This window comes from Psychrobacter sp. TB15, assembly GCF_000511655.1.
In the GTDB taxonomy this organism is placed as follows: domain Bacteria; phylum Pseudomonadota; class Gammaproteobacteria; order Pseudomonadales; family Moraxellaceae; genus Psychrobacter; species Psychrobacter submarinus.
In genome coordinates this window covers 49,929-75,130 of the sequence record NZ_AYXN01000029.1, presented here as the reverse complement: position 1 = coordinate 75,130, position 25,202 = coordinate 49,929, and the positions used below count along the sequence as shown (strand labels likewise).

Genomic DNA, 25,202 nt, shown 5'->3' with positions numbered 1-25,202 from the left:
TATAGTGACAGTCATTTCAAGCGAAAAACAATAAAAACCTTACTATTAGCAATGATATAAATCTAGTTTATTAATAAGTATTTATCAGTGCTATTTCAAGAATTTTTAAAGAAAAATAAGTACCTAAATAAGAGTTTATTGCTAATAAAAAAGCGCTTGCCCCATCCAGAACAAACGCTATAACTGGCTCATGAGACGATAAAAAACGCTAAGCTATTCTACAATTTCAATCGGCATTCCTGCTTTGTATACGCTCATAATCTCATCCATCTCATCATTAGTCACCGCAATACAGCCATCCGTCCAGTCACGCTGCTGCGTAATAGCCGCCAGATGACCAAGGCCGTTTTTTTGTCCATGAATCATAATATCACCGCCCGCACTGACCCCGCGTTTTTTGGCTTGGGCTTTATCAGCGGCGTTAGGATAACTGACGTGGATGGAGCGATAGTAGTTAGAGTTTTCGTTTTTATAATCAAGAATATAACTCCCTGTCGGTGTGCGCTCGTCGCCTTCTTGGCGCTTATGTCCCACTGGGCCATCCCCTAAAGCAATGTGATAAGTTTTGATTACTCGATCGCCACTTAATAGCTTTAATACCCGCTCGGACTTATCGACATAAACTTTATCGATAGTGACATCTGTATGGATAGCTTGATTGTGCTTGCTGCTATTTTTGGCTAAGGCCAGCGCGCTCACACTTATCATACTAACAACTATCAGCGTCAGAATAGCCAAAGAGAAGGGTTTGGTTTTGCGAGATGATAATCGAGAAAATGACATAGAAATTGCTTCTTATTAAGTGAGCTTAGTCACAAGATAACAGATCTCTATGCCAAGGTTTGTGCAGAAGTTATGAATAGAAAAAGAGCTAAGGTATCAGACCATACGAATCGCGCCATCTAAACGTATCACTTCACCGTTAAGATAGGCATTATCGATAATATGCATCGCTAGTTTAGCAAACTCTTCAGGAGCGCCTAAACGTTTTGGATAAGGGACAGCTGCCTCTAGTTGTTCGCGGGCTTTTTCTGGGATACTGTGCATCATCGGCGTCGCAAACACCCCTGGCGCTATCGTCATAACGCGAATACCATGACGCGTCAGCTCACGCGCTAGTGGCAACATCATACCAACCACGCCCGCTTTCGATGACGCATAACTGGCCTGCCCGACTTGCCCATCAAAAGCTGCAATAGACGCTGTATTAATAATAATACCGTTATCGGCATTTTGCGCACTATCAGCGTTGGTATTGGCGGCGACACACTTAGCAATACTAGCTGCCACCAAACGTGCGACATTAAACGAGCCGACTTGATTGATAGTAACGCCGCGTGTGAACGCCTCTAGATCCGCTGGGTTATTGTCACGGTCGAGTAGCTTTTGTACCACAGCGATGCCCGCGCAGTTGATAGAGCCTTGCAGACCACCAAAGTCCGTCTCGGCGGTAGCGACTGCCGCTTGTACATCATCGCCGCTGGTGACATCACAGCGCACAAAGCGAACGCTATCGCCAAGCTCACGGGCTAAAGCTGTCCCCGCCTCTTCATTGAGGTCCGCGATGACTACTTTTCCGCCTTGCGCAGTGATAGCGCGAACCACGGCTTCGCCTAACCCTGAAGCGCCGCCAGTGACTAAAAAACTGTTTCCCTGTACCTGCATGATATCTCCCTTATCGTTTGTAGATGATGACTCTTAGTGTATGTCTTCTTAGTGTATATATTATCGATTATATATACGATGCGCTTATATTGTTAAGATAGGAATAAATAAACTATCTTAACGATATAAAAGATAACAGCTTTATCTAAGAAGTCTTAGAGCTATTCATCTACTCATGAGTTATCCAAAAAACGAAGCAGCGCTTTTTCCTCTAAGCTCTGATACTCTCTAGTTCGTCCGCGCCGGGCTTGTTTATACTCTTCATAAAACTTGCCTGCTAAGAACTTCTCAATGATAATGGGATTAATGTAGGAGCTACGGCAGACGCTTGGCGTATTGCCTAACTCTTCAGCGACATCTTTGACCATCTCAGTGACTAACGTTTGCCGCAGTTTACTATCAGGGGCGCTCGCCAAAATGGCTTCACCATTACCGTTTTGTAGCTCATCGTATAAATAACTGGCGGCCAGCACACTGGCCATCCAAGTGCGAAAGTCTTTTGCGCTGTAGAGCCTACTTGTACAGTCCGAGGCGGCCTTGCTCTCCTCACACAGATGCAGGCGTAGATACTCATTCACATCAGAGCTATCAACCACGCGTTTGTCGCCATTGTCATCTAAATACTTAAAAATCTGATAGCCAGGCAGCTCAGAGCAAGACTGTACGATGTCTATCAAGCGCTCGTCTTGTAGCTCGATATGATGCGCTTTGGCACTTTTACCAACGAAATCGAAGGCCAAGCCATTCTCTGTTTCACTCACATGCTTACTACGTAAAGTACTAAGGCCGTAGCTTTTATTGAGCTTAGCATAGCGACTATTACCGATACGAATGAGAGTCGTCTCTAGCAACTTCACCACCGCCGCAAGCACATTATCATGCGATAAAGTCTCAGCTTCTAAATCTTTTTCGACTTGCGCGCGCAGATTAGGCAGGGCGCTCGCAAAGCCAATCATCGCCTCAAATTTGGCACGATCGCGCACACTATCCCACAGCTCATGATACAAATACTGCTTACGCGCCTTGCCATCGCGCCCTGTCGATTGGAGATGACCGTTTTCATGTTGGCATATCCACACCTCAGACCACATCGGCGGAATGACTAAAGCCTCAAAACGTTGGCGCAGTTTTTTATCTTTGACCGTATTGCCTGCTGCATCTCGATAGGTAAAGCCGCGACCATGACGGCGGCGGGTAAAACCCGGCTCATCATCGCTGACATAGCGCAGGTTTGCTTGCTTGGCTAGGCGCTCATAATCGTGACGCAAGTCATCGCTTATCGTCTGTTTGGTTGTCATAGCCCTGCCTTTTATTGTTTATTTATCCTCTTGTTTAAGATAAATAAAATCGACATGACTTGCTATGCAGTTGACGCAGATAATGTGTAATAGTGTGTAAAACTAACAAGATAAAAGGGTTATCAAAAGTTCGGTTTTCAGGCATAATTTAGCATCCATTTTTTATTGAAAGCATCTAAATCATGACTGAAGACAAAAGTATGCAAAATAACAATGTTGTGCAAAACCATGCTACACAAATAGCGCCGTTAACTGACGCAAATTATGAGTCGTGGCTAAGCCTTTGGCAAGACTATCTGACATTTTATGACACTAACTTGCCGCTCGACACCTCAAAAGCCACATGGCAAAAACTGCTTGATAGTGGCACGCCTGTTTATGGGTTTGGTGCATTTAAAGACAAGGTGTTGGTTGGCATAGTTCATGTGGTATTGCATCCCAATACATGGAATGAAACAGACTGCTGCTATTTAGAAGACTTATATGTCAGTGAATCTATTCGCGGACAAGGTGTAGGACGCGCACTGATTGAACAGGTGTATGAATTTGCCAGTGAGAAAAACTGCAATCGCGTTTATTGGACAACCCAAGACAGCAATCAAACCGCGCGCGTACTGTACGACAATCTTGCCAGCCTGACTGATATGGTGCAGTACCGCAAAAACTTATAAAAAAACTTTCATGTTGCTAAAAAAAACGCCAAGTATCAGTTACTTGGCGTTTTTCTTACTAATAAGCTTATTGTACAAAAATGATCTACTGACCATACTCGCATAAATACGCAGTCTCAACCTCAACTTTGACTTGAAATTTTTTGTCCGCTTCAATAGTAAACTGTTGACCGGCGGCAAAGGTCTGCCATTCGCTACTTTCTGGCAGTTTAACGGTCAACGCGCCGCTCACCACACTCATGGTCTCAAATTCGCTGGTGCCAAATTCATACTCCCCAATTTCCATCACGCCGACAGTCGCTGGCAGAGTGGCTGTCTGAAAGGCGATCGACGTGACTTTATCGTCAAAATAACTATTTACGCTTGGCATAAATTTTCCTTAAGTAATGGTGTTTAAAATGTGTTGATAAACCTTACAGTCCTGCTTTAAGGCTGGCTTCGATGAATTGATCGAGATCACCATCGAGTACGGCGCCGGTATTAAAGGTCTCAACGCCAGTACGCAAATCTTTGATCCGCGAGTCATCAAGGACATACGAGCGAATTTGACTGCCCCAACCGACGTCAGACTTATTATCTTCTACCGCTTGTTGGCTCTCCATGCGTTTTTGCATCTCAAGCTCATAGAGCTTAGCGCGTAGCATTTTCATTGCGGTGGCTTTATTGCCATGTTGGCTACGCTCGTTTTGACAAGTGACCACCACGCCGCTTGGTTCATGAGTAATACGTACTGCCGAGTCTGTGGTATTGACGTGCTGACCGCCAGCACCTGATGAGCGATAAGTGTCAATCCGCAGATCAGCAGGATTGATATCGATATCGATATCGTCGTCAATCTCAGGCGATACAAACACAGCCGCAAACGAGGTATGACGACCGTTATTACTATCAAAAGGCGACTTACGCACCAAGCGATGCACACCAATCTCAGTGCGCAGCCAGCCAAAAGCATAATCGCCTTTGATCTCGATAGTGGCAGACTTAATACCGGCGACACTACCTGAAGATACTTCGATAACCTCAACTTTAAAGCCGTGCGCCTCCGCCCAGCGTGTATACATGCGCAGTAGCATCTCCGCCCAATCTTGGGCCTCGGTGCCGCCGCTACCCGATTGGATATCCAAATAGCAGTTGTTCGGGTCCATCTCACCGCTGAACATCCGGCGAAACTCCAAATCGGCGACGCGTTTTTCAGCACTATCAAGCTCGCTTTGCACATCTTTGAGCAGGGACTCATCCTCGGCTTCGACCGCGAGCTCTAGCATTGCAGCGGCATCTTCAAGCGTAGTCTCAAGCGATACCACTATCTCGATGACGCTATCGAGCTGACTTTTTTCTTTGCTAATTTTGGTGGCACGTTCCGGATCGTTCCACAGCTCCGGACTCTCCATCTCTAAATTGACTTCCTCTAAGCGCTCTTGCTTACCATCGAAGTCAAAGATACCTCCGCAGGTCCTGTCCACGCGTCGATAAGTCTTTGATTTGCTCTTGATATGGGTTAATTTCCATCAGTGTTCCTGTATGTATTAAATAATAGTGTCTTTGTAGGCTGGGTTTTTAACCCAGCTTCAGGACTTTGTAAATTCAAAATGCTGGGTTAAAAACCTAGCCTACGCCAAAAATAATAATTATTAAAAGCGATGTTGTTGACTACTCATCGCAATAGCACTGCTAAATGATGATAAACTAAATCGACCAATCCTCAACCGCCCAGCGATTCGCCAATGCATGGGCATGCAAAGCCTTATCCGGCGATACGCAAACGGCAATATCTGCCCATTCTAATAACGGGATGTCGTTTTTAGAATCAGAGTAGGCATAAGTTTTGGTAAAGTGGATACCATCTTGCTGCTTTTTATCAAGCCATTTATCCAGATGATAAATCTTACCTTCTTGAAAGTTAGGCTTATCGGTTAATTTACCGGTGTAGCGCTCATCGACGATTTCAAGCGGCGTCGATAGTACGTTTGCCTCGGTGATGCCAAAACGCTGAGCGATAGCAGACACCACAAAGTTATTGGTCGCTGAGATAATCACCACCTCATGACCAAGCTCCACGTGCTCACACAACACCTCCATCGCCTTTGGGCGAATATGCGGCTCAATCTCTGTTTTTATATAATCTTCACGTAACTTATCAAGCCTGTCCATCGGTAAAGAGCTCAAAAACTGTGCGACAAACTCATTGTACTCAGTCGCATCGAGGGTACCTTCTATATAGTCATTATAAAACTTTTGATTGGCAGTGCGATACTGCGCCTCATCGACAAGGCCATGCTTGACGATATACTCGCCCCACAAATAGTCGCTATCGACATCGAGCAAAGTATGGTCTAAATCAAATAACGCTAAGGTGCGCGCATTGGCAGGGGCTGGTGTAGAAGTGTTATTCATAAAACATACTCGCTGAGGATAAAAGGAGCGTCCTAAAATAAGGACGCTTACTTACTATTCTTACTATTTAAGCTATCGGTTTTCTTATTATAAAACTTATAAAACTATTCAGGCGCTTGGATTTCGGTCAGACCTGTTTTGAACTTTTGACAGCGATCTGCGTAGTGCATGGCGGATAGCTTGAGCATCGCGGCCTGCTCATCAGTCAAAGTTTTGATCACTTTGGCCGGTGCACCCATCACTAGTGAATTATCCGGAATCTCTTTACCTTCAGTGACTAAGGCTTTAGCGCCGATAATACAGTTTTTACCGATTTTGGCTTTATTAAGTACTACTGCGCCGATGCCAATTAAGCTGTTATCACCGATCTCACACCCATGTAGCATCGCTAAATGCCCAATCGTCACATAATCGCCAATTTTGACTTCGATACCCGCATCAGTGTGAATCACGCTGTTTTCTTGCACATTGCTGTAGTCGCCGATATGAATACGCTCATTGTCACCGCGAATCACTGCGCCAAACCAAACGCTGGCTTGATGACCTAAATATACATCGCCAATGACTCGCGCCGTATCGGCAACCCAGCCATTAAAAGGGACGGCAAACTCAGGTTTTTTGTCTAAATACTGATAAATCATAACTATCCTTGTTTATTAAATAAGGGGCATACTACAGCGGCCCTATTATTATTGTCAAAACATCAAAAAACTAATAGAGAATATTAGGGCGTGTTGAACATTCGACCATGGCACTGACAGAGACTATTTTTTAGGCGATTTGCAGATAAAAATGGTAAGTTTAGTCGTTCTAAGCGTCTATTTTTATCAATAAAGCGGCAAAAAAGAGTCCTGTCCCTGCAGGCTGATGCTAAAATCGCCCTGGTCGTTGTGACTGTTTAAATAAAATCAGCTAGCCAATGCAATAAGCATTACCTGCAATTTTCACTTAGACTAGAACTATTTTAGCGATCAGCAGTGCGCATTTGTGAATGTTCAACACGCCCTATAGGTTTTATGGATTGATTGTCTTAAAATAAGGCCACGCAACCCTCACTGACGATGCAAATCATACCACTTTGAGAGTCACAGTAAACCCTTTTAGGAAGATGACTATGAATAGCAAATACTCCCTACCTCTATTAATACTCGTCAGCGGCACGCTAGCTGTAAGCCCTAGTTATGCTGACGACAGCTCTAGTATCGAAAAGGCAGGCAGCGTGGTTGCTGTTGCGATCCCTGCTATCGCTTATGGTAGCACTTATTATAAGGATGACAAAGAAGGACGCCAGCAGTTTTATCGAGGGTTTGGCACTACTGTTGCTACAACTTACGCGCTAAAAGCGGTGATAGATAAGGAGCGCCCTAACGGTGAGGGCGATAACTCTTTTCCCTCTAGTCATGCTTCAGCCGCTTTTCAGGGGGCAAGCTTTATTCATCGGCGCTATGGCCTTGAGTATAGCATTCCAGCTTATTTAGGCGCAGGCTTTGTCGCTTATAGTCGCTTAGACGCCGATGAGCACGATGCATTAGATGTGCTCGCTGGCGCAGCTTTGGGCATGGTGAGTAGCTGGTACTTCACCACTACCTATAATGATCAGTTAACCGTTGCGCCTAATTTATCGCCTGATTATTATGGCTTAAGCGTTAATTATCAATTTAAGTAATTTACTTGCACAATAAGACTAGCTCTCATTATCAAAGTTTAGTACAATGCTCAAAATCTGTGCCTAAGCGAGTGGACATGATGTAAGTTACTCTTCACCCCTATGTGAATTAAGTATCTTTTCATCTATTTGTCTTCTCGCTTTTTTGTGGGAAAATTTCAGCGATAAGCGGTTTTATAACGCTTTGAATTGGTATAAATTATCGATTATCCGCTGAAGTGACAACCACAAATATAGTAGCGCATTCATCATCAATAGCGGAGGCAAATCCTTGAATTCATCGACAACAACACAAGCAATTTTGGCATTAGCAGATGGGACGATTTTTCGAGGTGTCAGTATTGGTAGTACAGGTCATAGGGTCGGTGAAGTGGTCTTCAATACCGCAATGACAGGCTACCAAGAAATCCTAACTGATCCAAGCTACGCGCGCCAATTAGTTACCCTCACCTATCCTCATATTGGCAATACTGGTACCAACGCTGAGGACAGCGAATCTGGCAACACCCAAAGTCATGATAAAGTCTGGGCAGAGGGTCTTATCATTCGCGATGCCACTTTAACCACTTCAAATTTCCGTAGCTCTGAATCACTAAGCGATTATCTAAAACGTAACGATACTGTGGCTATTGCTGAGATTGATACCCGTCAGCTGACGCGTTTACTGCGCGAGCAAGGCGCCCAAAACGGCTGTATTATGACCGCGTCGAACGGCATTGAGGTAAGCGACTCAGACGTACAACAAGCCATTAAGCTTGCGCAAGAGTTTACCGGTCTCAAAGGCATGGATTTGGCAAAAGAAGCCACCCATCCAGAAGGTTTTGAATGGACGTCGGGCACTTGGGAATTATCCGATACGCTACTCAATCGTGATGCACCCGGTAGTCATGACAGCGGTACGGGCGGCTTCTTCAAGCAACTTGGCACGCACATCGAGCACAAATACGATGTCGTCGCTTATGACTTTGGCACGAAGACTAATATCTTACGTATGCTGGTGGATCGCGGCTGCAAGGTTACTGTGGTACCCGCGCAAACACCGATCGAAGAGGTGCTAGCGATGAATCCAGACGGTATCTTCTTATCTAATGGCCCAGGCGATCCGGCGGCTTGTGATTACGCTATTGACAGCGTGCGTCATATCATTGAAGAGACTGATATCCCTACCTTCGGGATTTGCCTCGGCCATCAGCTAGTTGGACTGGCTAGCGGCGCGAATACGGTTAAGATGAAGACCGGGCATCATGGTGCCAATCATCCAGTACAAGATTTGGGCACTAGCGCGGTGATGATTACCAGTCAAAACCATGGTTTCGCAATCGATGAAGATACCTTGCCGGATAATGTCAAATCAACGCATCGCTCATTATTCGATGGTACTAACCAAGGCATTGAGCTGACCAACAAGCCAGTCTTTAGCTTCCAGGGTCACCCAGAAGCGAGTCCTGGCCCTCATGACGCGGCTGAGCTGTTCGATAAGTTTGCGGCTATGATGGAAAAGGCAAAGGCTTAATAGACCTTAATAGATTTGCCCCACTCTTAACTCCTAGCATAAGTGTAAGCGTAGAGTTAACCTTAAAAACAAACTATCTAGGCGCTAAGACTTATCATAGCGTCTAAAATGGCAGCAGCTAAATATCGTTAAAACGAATTGCAAATTGTAGTAAGCATCTAAAAATCCCAATCCGCCAAAATAGGACTTAAAAACATTATGCCAAAACGTACCGACATAAAAAGCATTCTTATCATTGGCGCAGGCCCTATCGTTATCGGTCAAGCATGCGAGTTTGACTACTCAGGCGCACAGGCGTGTAAGGCCTTACGCGAAGAAGGTTACCGCGTTATCTTAGTCAACTCAAACCCTGCCACTATCATGACTGATCCTGTCATGGCGGACGCCACTTACATCGAGCCCATTACATGGCAGACAGTCGAGCAAATTATCGATAAAGAGCGTCCTGATGCGATTTTGCCAACGATGGGCGGTCAAACGGCGCTCAACTGTGCGCTAGAGCTAGATCGTAACGGTGTGCTAGAGAAATATGGTTGTGAGCTGATTGGCGCAACCAAAGATGCCATCGAGATGGCAGAAGACCGCGATTTATTTGACAAGGCGATGAAGCGTATCGGCCTTGAGTGTCCGCGCGCAGAGATTGCCGAAACCATGGAAGAGGCTTTTGCCACCCAAGAGAAAATGGGCTATCCGTGTATCATTCGTCCCTCTTATACGATGGGCGGCTCGGGCGGTGGTATCGCTTATAACCGCGAAGAGTTCATCGAGATTTGTGAGCGCGGTTTTGACTTGTCCCCTACTCATCAGCTACTTATCGATGAATCGCTAATTGGCTGGAAAGAGTACGAGACTGAAGTCGTGCGTGATAAAAACGACAACTGCATCATCATCTGTACCATTGAAAACTTCGATCCGATGGGCGTGCATACTGGCGACTCAATCACGGTCGCGCCGGCGCAAACCTTGACCGATAAAGAATATCAAATCATGCGTAATGCCTCATTGGCAGTACTACGTGAGATTGGTGTTGAGACGGGCGGCTCAAACGTGCAGTTCGGTATTAATCCAAAAAATGGTCGCATGGTCGTCATTGAGATGAACCCGCGTGTCTCGCGCTCCTCAGCGCTAGCCTCAAAAGCCACGGGCTTCCCGATTGCTAAAATCGCTGCCAAACTAGCGGTCGGTTATACCTTGGACGAGCTACAAAACGACATCACCGGCGGCGCTACGCCTGCCAGCTTCGAGCCGACGCTTGATTATGTCGTCACTAAGATACCGCGCTTTAACTTTGAGAAGTTCACGCAAGCCGACAATATATTATCAACGCAGATGAAATCGGTCGGTGAAGTGATGGCTATCGGCCGTAACTTCCAAGAGTCTATGCAAAAAGCCCTACGCGGCCTCGAGACTGGCGCAGACGGCTTCGATGAGCAAATCGACTTAGCGGCAGTGAAACCAGAAAAAGCGCGTAGCGAGATTATTAATCGTTTGACTGTACCAACTCCCGATCGCATCTTTTATATCGGCGATGCCTTTCGTATCGGTATGAGCGTGGAAGAGGTGTTCAAATTCACTAACATCGATCCTTGGTTCTTGGTACAAATCGAAGATGTTATCAAAACTGAAGAAAACGTAAAAGCGCTTGGCTTTGGCGACTTAAATGAGAACAATCTGCGCCAGTTTAAACGCAAAGGCTTGTCAGATCTACGTTTGGCTAAACTGCTTGGCATCTCACAAAAGCAGCTACGCGCTAAGCGTTGGGACTTAAATATCCATCCCGTCTATAAGCGTGTCGATACCGCAGCAGCAGAGTTTGCTACGAGTACCGCTTATATGTACTCAAGCTACGACAGCGAATGTGAGGCTGAGCCCACTGACAACAAAAAAATCATGGTCATCGGCGGTGGCCCGAACCGTATCGGTCAAGGTATTGAGTTTGATTATTGCTGCGTCCATGCGGCTCTTGCCATGCGCGAAGATGGCTATGAGACTATCATGGTCAACTGTAACCCTGAAACGGTCTCTACCGACTATGATACCTCCGACCGTCTCTACTTTGAATCTATCACTCTAGAAGATGTGCTAGAGATCGTCCGTATCGAGCAGCCTGACGGCGTTATCGTGCAGTTCGGTGGCCAAACGCCATTGAAACTGGCCCGCGCTTTAGAGGAAGCTGGCGTGAAGATCATCGGTACTAGCCCTGACGCTATCGACCGCGCTGAAGACCGTGAGCGCTTCCAGCACATGATTCAGCAATTGAACCTCACCCAACCGTCGAACGCACTAGCCACTAGTCTTGAGGATGGCTTGATAAAAGCCAAAGACGTCGGCTATCCGCTTGTGGTACGCCCGTCTTATGTACTCGGCGGCCGCGCAATGGAGATCGTCTATAACGAAGAGGAGCTCAAGCATTACCTGCGCACCGCCGTACAAGCGTCCAATGAAGCGCCAGTACTACTCGATCGCTTCTTAGATGATGCCGTCGAAGTCGATGTCGATTGCGTCTGTGATGGCACAGATGTAGTGATCGGCGGTATCATGCAGCATATCGAACAGGCGGGCGTGCACTCTGGCGACTCGGCTTGTTCACTGCCGCCTTACTCACTGTCAGATGAGCTGTGTGATGTGATGCGCGAGCAAACCATAGCGATGGCAAAAGAGCTTGGCGTTGTGGGTCTGATGAACGTACAGTTTGCGGTCAAAGGCGAGACCGTTTATATCCTTGAGGTCAATCCCCGCGCCGCGCGTACCGTACCTTTTGTCTCAAAATGTATTGGTACATCGCTTGCGCAAGTGGCCGCACGCTGCATGGCAGGTACGTCACTCAAAGACCAAGGTTTCACACACGAGATCAAACCTGATTTTTATGCGGTAAAAGAGTCGGTATTCCCGTTTGCTAAGTTCCCAGGCGTCGACCCCATCCTTAGCCCTGAGATGAAGTCGACTGGTGAAGTCATGGGCGTTGGCAAAACCTTTGGTGAAGCTTTTTACAAAGCGGTTATCGGTAGTAATGAGCGCTTGCCAGGTCTACCGACTGAAGGTGAAACCAAAACTGTCTTTATCTCAGTGCGTGATAGCGACAAAGAACAAATCGTTGCAGTCGCTAGTCAGCTACAAGACTACGGCTTTGAGATAGTCGCGACCACTGGCACGCAAGCGGTATTGGCTGATAACGGTATCGACTGTAAGCAAATCAATAAAGTCACCGAAGGTCGCCCGCATATCGTTGATGCGGTCAAAAACGGCAAAATTGACTTGATTATCAATACCACCGAAGGCAAACAAGCGCAAGAGGATTCGTTCTCTATCCGCCGTAACGCGCTACTAGGCAAAGTCTTTTATGTCACGACCTTAGGCGCCGCCGAAGCCGTTTGTAAATCTTATGCAATCGACTTGCCTTTCGATGTTTATAAATTGCAAGACTTACATGCAAGAGCTAAGCCTGTCGCTTAGTAGCACTCGCGGTCTGTATTGATATTCTATTGACTTGGCAGCTTAAATTCAGTAGATTAGACCTATCGTAAAGCATGTTTTAAAAGTTTATAAATCCTATTCGGCTTAAAAAAGCATAGTAGCATCACTGCTACTATGCTTTTTATTGTGCTTTGAGCAAGTCAATCAGCGTCTGTTAAACTTTTATTACTTAGCTTTTGTTAGCTGGCTTTAATTACATAGATTTATCTCCATAATCTTTATATACTCTCTCACACTCATTGCAACAACATAGCACCATCTCACTATTCACTAGGAGATGGTGTGCTGTTATTGGTTTAAGGAAAAAACATGCAACGTTATCCTATGACTCCCCAAGGTCACGCCGCTTTAGAGGCCGAGCTTAAACAATTAAAAACCATCGATCGTCCGCGTATTACCGCCGACATCGCTGAAGCCCGCGAGCATGGTGACCTAAAAGAAAACGCTGAATATCATGCCGCTCGTGAGCAACAAGGCTTCTGTGAAGCGCGTATCCGTGACATCGAAGCGAAGCTTAGCGCCGCGCAAGTCATCGACCCTGCTACCCTGAACAAAGAAGGCCGAGTGGTGTTTGGTGTCACCGTTGTTATCGAAAACGTCGATACGGAAGAAGAAAAGCAGTATCAAATCGTCGGTGATGATGAAGCGGACTTTAAAGCGGGTAAAATCTCCGTCAACTCGCCTATCGCGCGCGGCTTGATTGGTAAGTTTGAAGGCGATGAAGCCCGTATCGAGACGCCAAAAGGTATGGTTGAGTATGAGGTGATGAAGGTTATTTATAACTAATCAAGCTCAGCCCTAGCTTTCTATCAATACCTCAATGGATTAAGTTTCCTTAATCCATTGAGGTATTTTTATGCGTATTATTGCCTGCCTTATGCCTGCCTTAGCTCAGTAAATATTCATTGATGTACTTTTGGCAAATTACACAATGCTACTATTTAACTTCCTTATATTTAGCAGATAATCAGTTAACTTTTGAGCCAATCACGGACTGTCTACTTTATTATAAGGAATTTATGATGACTACGAACACTATTACGAATAAAACGGTTTTTGCAGCTACAATGACCAGCTTCGTGCTGTTCTCTTTTAGCGCCAATGCTGCTTCTGAGATTATTATCAATCAACCTGCGACTGGCAGTACTACTGTCGTTGAGCAGTATTCTGATGGCAATACGGCGACTATTACCGCCACCCCCAACGGCATCTCTATGCGAAATGGCATGCCCTACTCAGTGACGCAAGTGACTAGTGTGCCGCGTTATACAGTTAGTCAAGGATCATCGACTGTCGTTGCTAGAGGTCCGATAACCAGTCAAGTCACTCAGCAAATCGGTAATACGCCAATGACGACAGTGACTACTCCCATCCATACTGCTGCCCAAGTGATGACGCCAGTGACAACAGCTGCTGTCGTTAATAATCAAATCGTGACAAGCCCAGTCGTTACCAGTCAGACGGTGACCACTTTAGATACCCTACAACTGAACCCCACTTTTAGCACTCCTGGTGTCGTCAATGCTCATACTAAAGTGATGAAAATCCTAAAAGACAGTAGTGGCCGTGATGTCGCGGTCCCTGCTAATAGCATTAAGCCTGGTGATATCATCGAATATCAGACCACTTATGTTAATAATAGCAATCAGCCTATCAATGATGTGAATGCTATGGTTGCTTTGCCAAGTGGCGTAAGAGTGGTGTCGTTAAACAGTCCACTACCGACCTTAGCGACTACTGGCGGCGATAGCTATCAGACGATTCAACAAGTCGGTAATACTGTGACGGTGCAAGAGAATTATTCAGCTCTCAAGTGGAACTTGGCAAACCTGCCTGCTAATACGCCACAAACAGTCGTGATACGCGCTAAGGTGCAATAGTTTTATACTTAATCAATATTTAACCTCTTTATCTAAAGACGATAAGCCTTGATTCATTAAGGCTTATTCTATGTCATAGGCGACAACAGTTGTCGCATACTATTGATAATTTGCTATTAAATACAATGACTTAACGCCAAATTTGATAAAATAGCACTCTACTAATGAATGGGTACTATAAGTTATGGCAACCATCAATTATGACAGGCTACAAGGTAAGCTCAATATCTTAGCGGATGCGGCTAAATATGATGTCTCTTGCTCCTCCTCCGCTGGCACCCGTAAAAACCAAGGCGGCGGCCTCGGTGATGCCTCAGCGACAGGTATTTGTCACAGCTACACAGAAGACGGCCGCTGCGTCAGCTTGCTCAAAATCCTACTGACCAACCACTGTATCTATGATTGCGCGTACTGCACCTCGCGTAAAAGCAATGACACGCCGCGCGCGGCTTTTACGGTTGAAGAAGTGGTTGATTTGACCATGCAGTTTTATCGCCGCAACTATATCGAAGGGCTATTTCTAAGCTCAGGTATCTTTAAAAGTGGCGACTACACGATGGAGCGACTGGTGGAAGTGGCAAAGATACTGCGCACTCGCGAGCGTTTCAATGGTTATATTCATCTAAAAACTATTCCTGGCGCTTCAAAAGAGCTATTGTTAGAGGCAGGACTCTATGCAGACCGTCTGAGCGTCAATATTGAGATTCCGACTAAGTCAGGGCTTGCACTGCTTGCGCCTGAGAAGTCACATGATGAGCTAAAAGCGCCGATGGAAACGGTTAAAGAAGAGATTATCACTATCCGTGAGAGCCGTAAAACTCATAAAAAAGCGCCAAAGTTCACCCCAGCGGGCCAGACTAGTCAGATGATCGTCGGCGCTAGTAACGAGACCGATTTGCAAGTGATTCAGTTATCGAGCCACTTCTATAAACAGTACGACCTCAAGCGCGTCTACTACTCAGGCTATGTGCCGATGCTGTCTGATAATCGACTGCCTGCTATCGGCACGCCGGTACCTATGGTGCGTGAGAACCGCCTCTATCAAGCGGACTGGTTAATGCGTTTTTATGGTTTTGGCGCGCATGAGATCGTTGAGCCTGACTCGCCGTTTTTGGATTTGGACTGTGATCCAAAGCTCGCTTGGGCAATTCGTCATCGTGAGCATTTCCCCGTCAACATTCAGACAGCAAGCTATGAGATGATCGTGCGTATCCCCGGTATCGGCACTAGAACCGCACGAAAGATTATCAAAGCGCGCAAGTTCAATCAGCTGACTCTAGAGCATCTCAAAAAGATGGGCGCTGCGGTCAATCGCGCCAAGTACTTTATCGCGACTACAGGTAAGAATGAGCATCTCTCGCATTTGACTCGCAATAACTTTCGCCAATATGTGCTCGCGCAAACGCAAACCAAGTACAAAGATCAGCGCAGTGGTCAGATGGCGTTATTTTAAAAGGTTGGTTTAATTTAGTATGCGTAGGCTGTGGCTTTAGCCCAGCAAAAGTTATGTAGGATTATTATCGCAGACAATAAAAATAGTTTATGAAATAAGTAGTCTATTTTGTACTAGGTTTAAAAATCAAAAGCGCTGGGCTAAAGCGCCAGCCTACGGTAATAGCTAGCTACCTCAATCTAAATCACTGTGAGGGAATAATGTCAGTACTTAGTATCAATCAGACTTACTCTGTCGGTCATCTAACGCCGAACATCTTACTTTACGAGCCAAGCTTTGAGGGTTGGCTTAGCGCAGTCTATCAGGTGTATGAGCGTAAGCTGCAATATGATCAGTCCTTGCAATTGATCGCTGAAGATCAGTATGTACCCTCACTAATAAGCACCGCCGCTCATGTCACAACTGATGATGAGCAAGCTCAGCGCGTGCTTGTTAAGCTCAATAAGCTGCTTGGGCGCTCAGGGATGCGCCAGATCCTTTGGGGGTTTTTATCAGAAAAGCCTAACATCGGTACTACCCTATTTCATATCGTCAAATATGCTATTGATCATCCTAAACGCCAAGTGTTAGAGGATTTGGGACGTTTAGAGGTGTTGGAGCTTGCGCAAACGGTGAAGTCCGTACACCGAGAAAAGCACCGTATGGAGGCTTTTGTACGCTTTGAGCACACCACCGATGATATTTATTTTGCACGTGTTGAGCCGGATTTTAATGTATTGCCTATTATTGGCGAGCATTTTCGTCAGCGCTATCAAGATCAGCATTGGGCGATATACGACTTAGCGCGCGGTTATGGCATTTATTATGACAAAAGTCAGAGTACGCCATCACATCCTGCTGAGCTACAAACCATCACTAATCTTGATGAGGCAGTGCTACGTAATCCTGCTAGCATCCATAGCGTGGATGAGCAACGTTATCAGCGCTTTTGGCAAGGCTACTTTACCAACGTCAATATCAAAGAGCGTAAAAACACCCGTCTCCATAGACAGCACATGCCGCAGCGCTACTGGAAATATTTAAGCGAAAAACAAATACTGCCCAACGCTGATTACCTTGAGAAAAAAAGATAGCAAAAATCGTCAGACCACCTTTGCACCTACTTACAAACCTTAAGCGCTTTTATCATCCGTACTCTCGCTGTAAGGTTGAGTTTTACTCTTTTTTAACTGACAATAGCAGCTTACCTTTTTGATACTTTAAATCTTAACTTAAAGAGTGCTTGCCGCTATTATGATCGTTATGCGCTTACTATCTTCCTTAAAACACGATGAGTCCGAACGCGGAATCTTTCATCTTGGGCGCGCTTTGGTCAAGAACGGCCACACCTCTATTATCGTTTCTAGCGCGGATGAAGATAACGAACTGGTCAAGCGTCTAGAGCGTGATGGTAACTTATACCATCAGCTGCATATGAATAAAAAATCTTGGCGGTCTTTACTGCAAGTAGTACCGCTGCGTCATCTGATCGAAAAGTATAATCCAGATATCATTCATGTCCACTCTAGAACGCCGGCTTGGATACTACATTTGGCGCTTAAACGCGCCAAAGTGAAGCGCCGCCCGAAGCTTGTGTCTACTATGTATGGGTTTTATCCTATTAATAAGTACTCGCAGGCCTTGTTGGATGTGGATACTATCATCACCGTTTCTGACAGTGTCACTAACTATTTGATCAAAGGCATCCGCCGTGAGGAGCTTGGTCCTAGGCACATTAAGCGTATTTATCGCGGGGTCGATACGCGCCGTTATCCCTATCGGCACAACCCTTCTGTCTACTGGCTACGCCGTACCTTCGCTGAACACCCTGAGCTTGAGCACAAAAAATGGCTAGTGTTTCCGACGGTTATCGGTAACGAATATGGGCAAGAGTGGCTTATCGATATCTTAGGTAATCTACAAGAGCAGTTCCCTAACATTCATGTCATCATCATGGACGAAGATTACCGTGAAGGCGATGTGGTGCATGAAGACTTTCGTCAGCGCAGTAACACGTTAGGCTTAAGCGAGCGTATTACTTATGTCGGCAGTAAGCGTAACGATATGCGTGAGTGGCTGTCAGCGGCGAATATCGTCATGGCGCTCGCCAATCAGCCCGAATCTATCGGTATCAATGCCCTACAAGCGATCCATTTAGGTACACCGGTCATCGGTTGGGATCAAGCTGCCTTTAGTGAGATTTTGCAGCCCCTCTATCCGCAAGGCCTCGTCAAAAAATATAATGCTAAAGCGCTTTGCAAAGTAGTCAGAAGTCAGCTTGAGAGTGTCACGCGCCCTGAGATGACCAATAAATTCACTATGCGTAAAATGATTACCGAGACTCTAGGTATTTATCAGAAGCTGTATGAAGACTCGTTAATAGAAGGGCAGGCAAAACTGAATAAGCAATCCGATAAAAAACTAACCAAAACGCTTAAGTCAGCAGCGCAATCTTTGAACAAACCCTCTGATCATCTGACTGAACAGCAGCCAGTGAAAAAACGCCCTGCCAAAGACTCCATATCATTAACCAAGAAAAGCTGAGTCAAATCTAAAACACATCTAAAACATATCTAAGTTACCAGAGCTTTCATGTTTTATTACAAAAAGAGCCCAACCTTAAAAAGTTAAGCTCTTTTTTCTAACGTACTCGTATTGATACAGATACAATCATCATATTATACATACATAGCGACTCCCAAGCACTCTACGAGCTTGAGCAATGTTAGCTCACAGCGCTGCACCAGTATTTAATCGAGACATATTCTTCAATACCGTATTTTGAACCTTCTCGGCCAAAGCCAGATTGCTTGATACCGCCAAAAGGCGCTACTTCGGTTGAGATAAGGCCAGTATTATGACCGACGATGCCGTATTCTAATGCTTCGGTAACGCGCCATGAACGCGCATAGTCACGACTATAAAAGTAAGCCGCTAAACCAAAGATGGTATCATTGGCTTTTTGAATGGCTTCGGCTTCCTCTTCAAAAGTAAATATCGTGGCAATAGGTCCAAATATCTCCTCTTGAGCAATATCCATCTCGGAGGCGACATTCGTCACTACTGTTGGGTTAAAGCTTAGCTTTGAAGCATCATTTTTATCGCCGCCCGTCACCACTTTAGCGCCTTTATCGAGCGCATCTTGCAGCAGGGTTTGTACTTTTTCTAAGCCGTCCTCATTAATAAGCGGACCAATATCAACGTCTTCATCCATGCCATTACCGACTTTGAGCGCGGCGACTTTTTTGGTAAAGATATCTAAAAACTTATCTCTTACGCTCGCCTGTACATAGATTCGGTTGGCACAGACACAAGTTTGACCGGCGTTACGGAATTTTGAGGCGATTAGGCCATCAGCAGCGGCTTCTAAGTCGGCATCATCAAAGACAATAAATGGTGCGTTACCGCCAAGCTCTAAAGAGAGTTTTTTGATCGTCGGCGCGCACTGTGCCATAAGCGTACGCCCAACTTCAGTAGAACCTGTAAATGAGAGCTTTTTCACACGATTGTCGCTGGTCAAAACCTCGCCTATCATTGAGGATTTACCCGTGACTATCTGAATCACACCAGCTGGAATACCGGCCTGCTCAGCTAACACCACAAGCGCTAATGCGGAAAAAGGAGTTTGCGTAGCGGGCTTGATAACCACTGTACAGCCTGCCGCGAGAGCCGGTCCAACTTTGCGCGTGATCATCGCCGCCGGAAAGTTCCAAGGAGTAATAATGGCGCATACGCCTACCGGCTGCTTGATAATCACATGACGCAATGAGGTTTTGGTCGCCGGTATAACGTCACCATACACGCGCTTGCCTTCCTCAGCAAACCAGCGGATAAAGCTATTGGCATAAGCCATCTCGCCGCGCGACTCTGTCAAAGGTTTACCTTGTTCAGCAGTCATAAGCACAGCGAGATCTTCTTGGTTGTCATCAATCAGATCCGCCCACTTCTGTAACAGCTCACCGCGCTCTTGGGCTGTTTTGGCGGCCCACGACGCTTGTACCTTGTCAGCATAAGCTATGGTGTCGATGACGTCTTGTTCTGTGAGACTAGGGATAGTGCCTATGGTTTGCCCGCTAAAAGGGTTAGTGACCTCGATGGTCGCACCATCACTTGAGTCTTGCCAGCTATCTTTGATTAAGCATTGCTGTTTGAGCAGCTTTGGATTAGAAAGGGTTAAAGTATCAGACATTATTATTTTCCTTATTCTTAATTATATAGGATGTATCGATAGCCGTACGCCGATGTGTTTTTATTTATAGAAGCACATTTTATATACTGCTTTGATATGTCGGTGTAGTCGCTTGTATTTGCATCACTGTGATAGCGTATACCTTTGCAGTTGTAAACGGACTCCCTCATTATAAGAAGATGAGGAGAATATTTACAACGGCCACTAACACTTCTATTACTAATACTAGTATCAGCTATAAAACTCATACTAGGCTACCTTTTATGACCTCCCTATTTCTCATAGCATTCTCATAACCTTCTTAATATTCATTGTTACTTCTTGTTGTACTTTTAAATTCAAAATAAAAACGCACGCTAGAGTTAAGCGTTTAATAGCCAACCCCTAGCGTGCGTTAGTGTAAATCGATTAAGATAATTTAAAAGAAAGCCTGAATACCCGTTTGCGCGCGGCCTAAAATTAGCGCATGTATATCGTGGGTACCTTCATAAGTATTGACTGCTTCTAGGTTCATGACATGACGAATAATATGGTACTCGTCCGAGATACCATTACCGCCGTGCATATCACGAGCGCTGCGGGCGATATCGAGCGCTTTGCCGCAGTTGTTACGCTTAATGAGCGATATCATCTCAGGCGCTGCATTGTGTTCATCTAATAAGCGACCAACGCGAAGAGCGGCTTGCAGCCCAAGAGTAATCTCGGTCTGCATATTCGCTAGCTTGAGCTGAACCAGCTGCGTGGCGGCTAGCGGACGACCAAACTGTTTACGATCTAGAGTGTATTGACGGGCCGCTTTCCAGCAAAATTCTGCCGCGCCCATAGAACCCCAAGCGATACCATAACGCGCTTTATTTAAGCAACCAAAAGGGCCTTTTAAACCGCGAATATCAGGAAAAGCATTCGCTTCGGGTACGAATACCTTATCCATGACAATCTCACCGGTGATAGAAGCGCGTAGTGAAAACTTGCCTTCAATCTTCGGCGCGGATAGACCTTTCATGCCTTTGTCTAGGATGAATCCGCGAATTTTATCTTCATCATCTTTGGCCCAAATGACAAATACATCAGCGATCGGGCTGTTGGTTATCCACATTTTATTGCCCGTCAGCTCATAACCGCCATCGACACTGCGCGCACGTGTGGCCATCGAAGCAGGGTCAGATCCAGAATCTGGCTCGGTCAAACCAAAACAGCCTACATATTCGCCTGAGGCCAGTTTTGGTAGATACCTCTCTCGCTGCTCTTCAGTACCGTACTCATAGATAGGATGCATCACGAGGCTCGACTGTACGCTCATCGCCGAGCGATAACCTGAGTCCACCGCTTCGACCTCACGCGCTAGTAGACCATAAGCGACATGCGACAAGCCGGCACAGCCGTAGCCTTCGATAGTCACGCCAAGCAAGCCCATCTCCCCCATTTGCCGCATGATATTGCGATCAAAGCTCTCGTTACGATTGGCAGCAACGATACCAGGCATCAGCTCTTTTTGAAAAAACTGCCGCGCGCTATCACTGACCATGCGCTCTTCATCGGTCAGCTGGTCGCGCAATAAAAAAGGATCTTCCCAATCAAAGCTTGGGCTGGACTGCTTAACATTGTGCGTAGTACTGTGCGTAACATTGGTAGGTGCTTGCATATTGCTTTCCTTGGCTTTATAGCATAATTTGTGACGGGTTAGCTTATGATATATGGAATAAACAGTAAATCATAACGGTTCGTTTCATTTTAGTAGATAACAGCCGCTAGTCAAAAGCTGTGTTTAAAAGATGATAAAATCTTAATCACCAAGATGTTTGATGAGGTCTGGTCTTTGAAATAGCACACCGTTACGCAACTCTCATTTAGCCGTGATATTATAGACGTATAATATTTTTATACCTGCCTTTGAGCGGTTATTCATTGTCATACTGCTGAGTCGTCCCATGCCCCAATCTCGTACCAACCTAAACGCTGAACCCAAAGGAAGCCTTCCCTACCTTATCGGCGTATTGTTACGCTATAGTACCTTTGCCGCTGCTGCCTTTTTGTTTTTGGCAGGACTACTGCTGACGAATTGGTGGCTGATTATCATCGGCGGCCTGCTAGTGGCTTTAGGTATCTATGATATTATGCAATCCAAGCACGCCATCTTAACCAACTACCCAGTTGCCGGTCACGTCCGCTACGTCTTAGAGGATTTTCGGCCTGAGATACGTCAGTACTTACTAGAAGATGATAAAGAACAAGTGCCTTTTTCGCGCCAGCAGCGAGCGCTCGTGTATCAGCGCGCTAAAAACGTTAGCGACACCAATGCCTTTGGTACTTTAGATAATTTATATGCCCAAGGCAAAGAGTGGTTCTTACAATCTGCCCTTAGCCATCCGCTAGAAAAACAAGACTTTCGCATTACGGTTGGCGGCGAGCGCTGCATACAGCCTCATGATATGTCAGTATTTAATATCTCAGCGATGAGCTTTGGTAGTCTCTCTGCCAACGCCATTATGGCGCTTAATCAAGGCGCTAAGATTGGCGGCTTCACGCACGATACCGGTGAGGGTGCTATCAGCCCTTATCATCGCAAGTTTGGTGGTGACTTGATTTGGGAGCTTGGCACTGGCTACTTTGGTTGCCGTACTGCCGAAGGCAATTTTGATGCGCACTCTTTTGCCGAAAAGGCAGTCGACAGCCAAGTGAAGATGATTGAGGTTAAGCTATCGCAGGGCGCGAAACCTGGCAAAGGCGGCGTACTGCCAGCCGAAAAAATCACCCAAGAGATTGCCGATACCCGGCAAGTACTTACAGGGCAAGATTGTGTTTCGCCCTCTTCGCATAGCGCTTTTAGTACGCCGCGAGAGCTAGTCGCGTTTTGGCAACAACTGCGCGACTTATCAGGCGGTAAGCCTGTTGGATTTAAGCTGTGCATCGGTCAGCCATGGCAGTTTATGGCGATTGTCAAAGCCATGATGGAAACCGACAACTATCCTGATTTTATTGTCATCGATGGCGCTGAAGGCGGCACGGGAGCGGCGCCTGTTGAGTTTATGGACAGTGTCGGCATGCCGCTTATTGATGGCTTCTTATTCGTGCATAACACCTTAGTTGGTGCCGGTATCCGTGAGAAAATCAAGCTTGGCGTCAGTGGTAAGATTGTCTCAGGCTTTGATATTGCGCGTATGCTAGCGCTAGGTGCAGATTGGTGTAACTCTGCGCGCGGCTTTATGTTTGCTGTGGGCTGTATCCAGTCGCGCTCATGTCATACCAACACTTGCCCTGTCGGCGTGGCTACCCAAGACCCGTATCGTCAAAAAGCACTAGATGTCCCTAGCAAAGCAGAGCGCGTTGCCAGCTTCCACAAAAACACGCTGAAGTCCTTATCGAGTATCGTTGGCGCGGTAGGGCTTGAGCATCCAAGCCAGTTGCAGCCTTATCATATCGCTCGCCGCCTTGATGATGGGCAAATCAAGCTCTTATCGAAGTTCTTTTACTTTGCTGATGAAGGTGCGCTACTCGATCATAGCGCCCGCGCTGATGTCTTCAATCAGATGTGGGTGATGGCTGATGCTGATACTTTCTTACCAGATAATGATGCGCTCATCGCTTACAATAAAGACTCGCGTGATAAGGGTAAAAACACAAAGCTCAAGCACGAAAAAACGCTTGAAGATGTGACTGAAAACATGAATACCAATCTAAAAGAACAGTAATGTCTCTTAGCCTATCGACTACTCTGAATCGCCAGATACTGCAGCTTAGCGCAGCTTTCTTTTCAGCGGCAGCTTTGAGTGCTTGTCAGCCTTCTAGTACAGATAAGCCTGATAAAACAGCGCAGGTTTGGTCCTGTACAACTGAGCAAACTCCTTTTAGTTATAGTGCTTGTCGCATCGACAGCCAAGCACTAACCGAAGATCGTTATCAGCTAAAGCTGTTTTGGCAAGATGCTAATAAACAGACGCTACTGACTTTTGACAAACTTATTGACAGCCTACCGAGTACCCAGTCACTAAGCCTTGCGGTGAATGCAGGCATGTATAACGACAGCTACGCGCCCATTGGCTATACGGTCATCGAGGGCGAAGAAAAGCGGGCGCTAAACCTAAAAGAAGGCGGCGGTAATTTTCATCTGCTTCCTAATGGCGTGCTATGGTGGGATAAATCAGGCAAAATACAAATTACTGAGAGTCAGGCTTTAGATGACTTAATCAAAGACGATAGAGCCCAGCCTTGGTATGCCACGCAGTCAGGCCCGATGCTGGTAATCGATAATGAGATCCATCCTAAATTCAACCCTGACAGCCAGTCTTTAAAGTTTCGTAATGGCGTAGGCGTCTGTAGCGATGGCAGTATGCATCTGGTCAATAGCGAGAAGCCCGTGAGCTTTTATCAGTTTGCTGAGCTATTCAAAGAGGATCTGCACTGCCCTAATGCGCTATTCTTGGATGGTGGTATTGCCTCAGCGCTTTACGCGCCTAGCATCGACAAGCATGATAAAAAACAGATGGGCGTGATGATTGGCGTGGTTGATACTCAGTAAATACGTTAGATCTGAGTTATGAGCTAAATATAAAGCCTTACCTATTTGCTTAGCCATTAGTTTTTTGTACTTGGCATATCTCAGATATCAGCTTATGCCAGTCTTGCTTTAAGCAAAACTTATAAAATCTGATTTTTAGCGCGGTTTTTTTGCGGTATAAGGGGCTGGTTTGCCATTTACACAGGTGCTGCTCTATACTGGAGACGATATACGCTTCGCTAAAGCCTTTGTGATTACTTGGACTCAAGACCAATAAGTTGCTCATACATACAGGCGCAACGTCATAAAACAAAATGCGCTCCACCTCACTAATAGGCAGATGGGCTACTCGTTTGGCGATATACTCATAGCTTATCTCGTTATCAACAAACAAATCAGACAATGCCATCCATGCCACTTTTTTATCGCTAACCTCACTCATAGAACTTCTTTACGATCGCATGACATACCATGCCTTAGCTTAAAATTAGCACATCTATCTGCCCCTTAGTAGCTAATAGTGGC

Annotated in this window: 21 protein-coding genes; 11 read left to right on the top strand and 10 right to left on the bottom strand. The window is 45.9% G+C overall.

Annotation, left to right across the window (positions count from 1 at the left end; genetic code table 11):
- Window positions 1-213: 213 nt before the first annotated feature.
- The 3 genes from W234_RS0106315 to W234_RS0106305 all read right to left on the bottom strand — a co-directional run bounded on the left by W234_RS0106315 (window position 214) and on the right by W234_RS0106305 (window position 2,963).
- The gene (locus W234_RS0106315; RefSeq protein WP_025645780.1) at window positions 214-783 is read right to left on the bottom strand and encodes a L,D-transpeptidase family protein; all 570 of its coding nucleotides are present in this window, start codon (window positions 781-783) and stop codon (window positions 214-216) included.
- Between the two features lie 96 nt (window positions 784-879).
- Window positions 880-1,665 (bottom strand): SDR family NAD(P)-dependent oxidoreductase, encoded by a 786-nt coding sequence (locus tag W234_RS0106310; protein ID WP_025645778.1) that lies wholly within the window; start codon window positions 1,663-1,665, stop codon window positions 880-882.
- Window positions 1,666-1,838: 173 nt separating this feature from the next.
- Window positions 1,839-2,963 (bottom strand): DNA topoisomerase IB, encoded by a 1,125-nt coding sequence (locus tag W234_RS0106305; protein ID WP_025645776.1) that lies wholly within the window; start codon window positions 2,961-2,963, stop codon window positions 1,839-1,841.
- A 182-nt stretch (window positions 2,964-3,145) separates the two neighbouring features.
- On the opposite strand from W234_RS0106305, the gene W234_RS0106300 reads away from it, so the two are divergent.
- The gene (locus W234_RS0106300) at window positions 3,146-3,634 is read left to right on the top strand and encodes a GNAT family N-acetyltransferase (protein WP_227501894.1); all 489 of its coding nucleotides are present in this window, start codon (window positions 3,146-3,148) and stop codon (window positions 3,632-3,634) included.
- Between the two features lie 85 nt (window positions 3,635-3,719).
- On the opposite strand, the gene W234_RS0106295 is transcribed toward W234_RS0106300, so the two are convergent.
- The 4 genes from W234_RS0106295 to W234_RS0106280 form a co-directional block, all read right to left on the bottom strand.
- On the bottom strand, window positions 3,720-4,004 hold the full coding sequence (locus W234_RS0106295; protein ID WP_025645772.1) for a pyrimidine/purine nucleoside phosphorylase: 285 nt from the start codon (window positions 4,002-4,004) through the stop codon (window positions 3,720-3,722).
- 43 nt (window positions 4,005-4,047) lie between these two features.
- Window positions 4,048-5,143, bottom strand: a protein-coding gene (gene prfB / locus W234_RS0106290) for a peptide chain release factor 2 (protein ID WP_198013319.1) whose coding sequence is annotated in 2 segments (ribosomal slippage) — window positions 4,048-5,070 and window positions 5,072-5,143 — 1,095 coding nt in all. Because the reading frame shifts where the segments join, the coding sequence is not laid out codon by codon here.
- A 177-nt stretch (window positions 5,144-5,320) separates the two neighbouring features.
- Window positions 5,321-6,028, bottom strand: a complete 708-nt coding sequence (locus tag W234_RS0106285; protein WP_025645769.1) for an HAD family hydrolase — start codon at window positions 6,026-6,028, stop codon at window positions 5,321-5,323.
- Between the two features lie 104 nt (window positions 6,029-6,132).
- Window positions 6,133-6,669 (bottom strand): gamma carbonic anhydrase family protein, encoded by a 537-nt coding sequence (locus W234_RS0106280; RefSeq protein WP_025645768.1) that lies wholly within the window; start codon window positions 6,667-6,669, stop codon window positions 6,133-6,135.
- A gap of 473 nt (window positions 6,670-7,142) precedes the next feature.
- Here W234_RS0106280 and W234_RS0106275 point away from each other — a divergent pair, with 473 nt between their 5' ends.
- From W234_RS0106275 to W234_RS0106240, 8 genes are all read left to right on the top strand, one after another.
- The gene (locus W234_RS0106275) at window positions 7,143-7,694 is read left to right on the top strand and encodes a phosphatase PAP2 family protein (RefSeq protein ID WP_025645766.1); all 552 of its coding nucleotides are present in this window, start codon (window positions 7,143-7,145) and stop codon (window positions 7,692-7,694) included.
- 271 nt (window positions 7,695-7,965) lie between these two features.
- Window positions 7,966-9,207, top strand: a complete 1,242-nt coding sequence (gene carA / locus W234_RS0106270) for a glutamine-hydrolyzing carbamoyl-phosphate synthase small subunit (RefSeq protein WP_025645764.1) — start codon at window positions 7,966-7,968, stop codon at window positions 9,205-9,207.
- Window positions 9,208-9,405: 198 nt separating this feature from the next.
- Window positions 9,406-12,660: a carbamoyl-phosphate synthase large subunit gene (gene carB, locus W234_RS0106265; RefSeq protein WP_025645762.1), complete on the top strand. Its 3,255-nt coding sequence runs from the start codon at window positions 9,406-9,408 to the stop codon at window positions 12,658-12,660.
- 330 nt (window positions 12,661-12,990) lie between these two features.
- A complete protein-coding gene (greA, locus tag W234_RS0106260; protein ID WP_025645760.1) occupies window positions 12,991-13,467 on the top strand; it encodes a transcription elongation factor GreA in 477 nt (158 codons plus the stop codon).
- Window positions 13,468-13,703: 236 nt separating this feature from the next.
- Window positions 13,704-14,561, top strand: a complete 858-nt coding sequence (locus W234_RS0106255; RefSeq protein WP_025645758.1) for a hypothetical protein — start codon at window positions 13,704-13,706, stop codon at window positions 14,559-14,561.
- A gap of 184 nt (window positions 14,562-14,745) precedes the next feature.
- A complete protein-coding gene (locus tag W234_RS0106250; RefSeq protein WP_025645756.1) occupies window positions 14,746-16,014 on the top strand; it encodes a putative DNA modification/repair radical SAM protein in 1,269 nt (422 codons plus the stop codon).
- 200 nt (window positions 16,015-16,214) lie between these two features.
- A complete protein-coding gene (locus W234_RS0106245) occupies window positions 16,215-17,087 on the top strand; it encodes a TIGR03915 family putative DNA repair protein (protein WP_025645754.1) in 873 nt (290 codons plus the stop codon).
- Between the two features lie 160 nt (window positions 17,088-17,247).
- Window positions 17,248-18,537, top strand: a complete 1,290-nt coding sequence (locus W234_RS0106240; protein ID WP_025645752.1) for a glycosyltransferase — start codon at window positions 17,248-17,250, stop codon at window positions 18,535-18,537.
- A gap of 181 nt (window positions 18,538-18,718) precedes the next feature.
- Here the strand turns inward: W234_RS0106240 and W234_RS0106235 are convergent, their stop codons facing one another.
- Window positions 18,719-20,182 carry an NAD-dependent succinate-semialdehyde dehydrogenase gene (locus W234_RS0106235; RefSeq protein ID WP_037059151.1) on the bottom strand — a complete coding sequence of 488 codons (1,464 nt, stop codon included), beginning with the start codon at window positions 20,180-20,182 and terminating at the stop codon, window positions 18,719-18,721.
- A gap of 418 nt (window positions 20,183-20,600) precedes the next feature.
- Complete coding sequence (locus W234_RS0106230; RefSeq protein ID WP_025645748.1) at window positions 20,601-21,824, bottom strand: acyl-CoA dehydrogenase; 1,224 nt, start codon at window positions 21,822-21,824, stop codon at window positions 20,601-20,603.
- 286 nt (window positions 21,825-22,110) lie between these two features.
- Here W234_RS0106230 and W234_RS0106225 point away from each other — a divergent pair, with 286 nt between their 5' ends.
- Window positions 22,111-23,871, top strand: coding sequence for an FMN-binding glutamate synthase family protein (locus tag W234_RS0106225; RefSeq protein ID WP_025645746.1), 1,761 nt, complete (start codon window positions 22,111-22,113; stop codon window positions 23,869-23,871).
- Window positions 23,871-24,698: a phosphodiester glycosidase family protein gene (locus W234_RS0106220; RefSeq protein WP_025645744.1), complete on the top strand. Its 828-nt coding sequence runs from the start codon at window positions 23,871-23,873 to the stop codon at window positions 24,696-24,698. The genes W234_RS0106225 and W234_RS0106220 overlap by 1 nt, the downstream gene beginning before the upstream one ends.
- 49 nt (window positions 24,699-24,747) lie before the next feature.
- Here W234_RS0106220 and W234_RS14165 read toward each other — a convergent pair whose 3' ends face one another.
- Window positions 24,748-25,119, bottom strand: a complete 372-nt coding sequence (locus W234_RS14165) for a hypothetical protein (protein WP_025645742.1) — start codon at window positions 25,117-25,119, stop codon at window positions 24,748-24,750.
- Between the last annotated feature and the right edge of the window lie 83 nt (window positions 25,120-25,202).

What these genes read in the sequence shown, in the direction of transcription:
- W234_RS0106315 (WP_025645780.1), bottom strand. Translation starts at nt 783, where the DNA reads ATGTCATTTTCTCGATTATCATCTCGCAAAACCAAACCCTTCTCTTTG.
- W234_RS0106310 (WP_025645778.1), bottom strand. Translation starts at nt 1,665, where the DNA reads ATGCAGGTACAGGGAAACAGTTTTTTAGTCACTGGCGGCGCTTCAGGG.
- W234_RS0106305 (WP_025645776.1), bottom strand. Translation starts at nt 2,963, where the DNA reads ATGACAACCAAACAGACGATAAGCGATGACTTGCGTCACGATTATGAG.
- W234_RS0106300 (WP_227501894.1), top strand. Translation starts at nt 3,146, where the DNA reads ATGACTGAAGACAAAAGTATGCAAAATAACAATGTTGTGCAAAACCAT.
- W234_RS0106295 (WP_025645772.1), bottom strand. Translation starts at nt 4,004, where the DNA reads ATGCCAAGCGTAAATAGTTATTTTGACGATAAAGTCACGTCGATCGCC.
- W234_RS0106285 (WP_025645769.1), bottom strand. Translation starts at nt 6,028, where the DNA reads ATGAATAACACTTCTACACCAGCCCCTGCCAATGCGCGCACCTTAGCG.
- W234_RS0106280 (WP_025645768.1), bottom strand. Translation starts at nt 6,669, where the DNA reads ATGATTTATCAGTATTTAGACAAAAAACCTGAGTTTGCCGTCCCTTTT.
- W234_RS0106275 (WP_025645766.1), top strand. Translation starts at nt 7,143, where the DNA reads ATGAATAGCAAATACTCCCTACCTCTATTAATACTCGTCAGCGGCACG.
- carB (WP_025645762.1), top strand. Translation starts at nt 9,406, where the DNA reads ATGCCAAAACGTACCGACATAAAAAGCATTCTTATCATTGGCGCAGGC.
- greA (WP_025645760.1), top strand. Translation starts at nt 12,991, where the DNA reads ATGCAACGTTATCCTATGACTCCCCAAGGTCACGCCGCTTTAGAGGCC.
- W234_RS0106255 (WP_025645758.1), top strand. Translation starts at nt 13,704, where the DNA reads ATGACTACGAACACTATTACGAATAAAACGGTTTTTGCAGCTACAATG.
- W234_RS0106250 (WP_025645756.1), top strand. Translation starts at nt 14,746, where the DNA reads ATGGCAACCATCAATTATGACAGGCTACAAGGTAAGCTCAATATCTTA.
- W234_RS0106245 (WP_025645754.1), top strand. Translation starts at nt 16,215, where the DNA reads ATGTCAGTACTTAGTATCAATCAGACTTACTCTGTCGGTCATCTAACG.
- W234_RS0106240 (WP_025645752.1), top strand. Translation starts at nt 17,248, where the DNA reads ATGATCGTTATGCGCTTACTATCTTCCTTAAAACACGATGAGTCCGAA.
- W234_RS0106235 (WP_037059151.1), bottom strand. Translation starts at nt 20,182, where the DNA reads ATGTCTGATACTTTAACCCTTTCTAATCCAAAGCTGCTCAAACAGCAA.
- W234_RS0106230 (WP_025645748.1), bottom strand. Translation starts at nt 21,824, where the DNA reads ATGCAAGCACCTACCAATGTTACGCACAGTACTACGCACAATGTTAAG.
- W234_RS0106225 (WP_025645746.1), top strand. Translation starts at nt 22,111, where the DNA reads ATGCCCCAATCTCGTACCAACCTAAACGCTGAACCCAAAGGAAGCCTT.
- W234_RS0106220 (WP_025645744.1), top strand. Translation starts at nt 23,871, where the DNA reads ATGTCTCTTAGCCTATCGACTACTCTGAATCGCCAGATACTGCAGCTT.
- W234_RS14165 (WP_025645742.1), bottom strand. Translation starts at nt 25,119, where the DNA reads ATGAGTGAGGTTAGCGATAAAAAAGTGGCATGGATGGCATTGTCTGAT.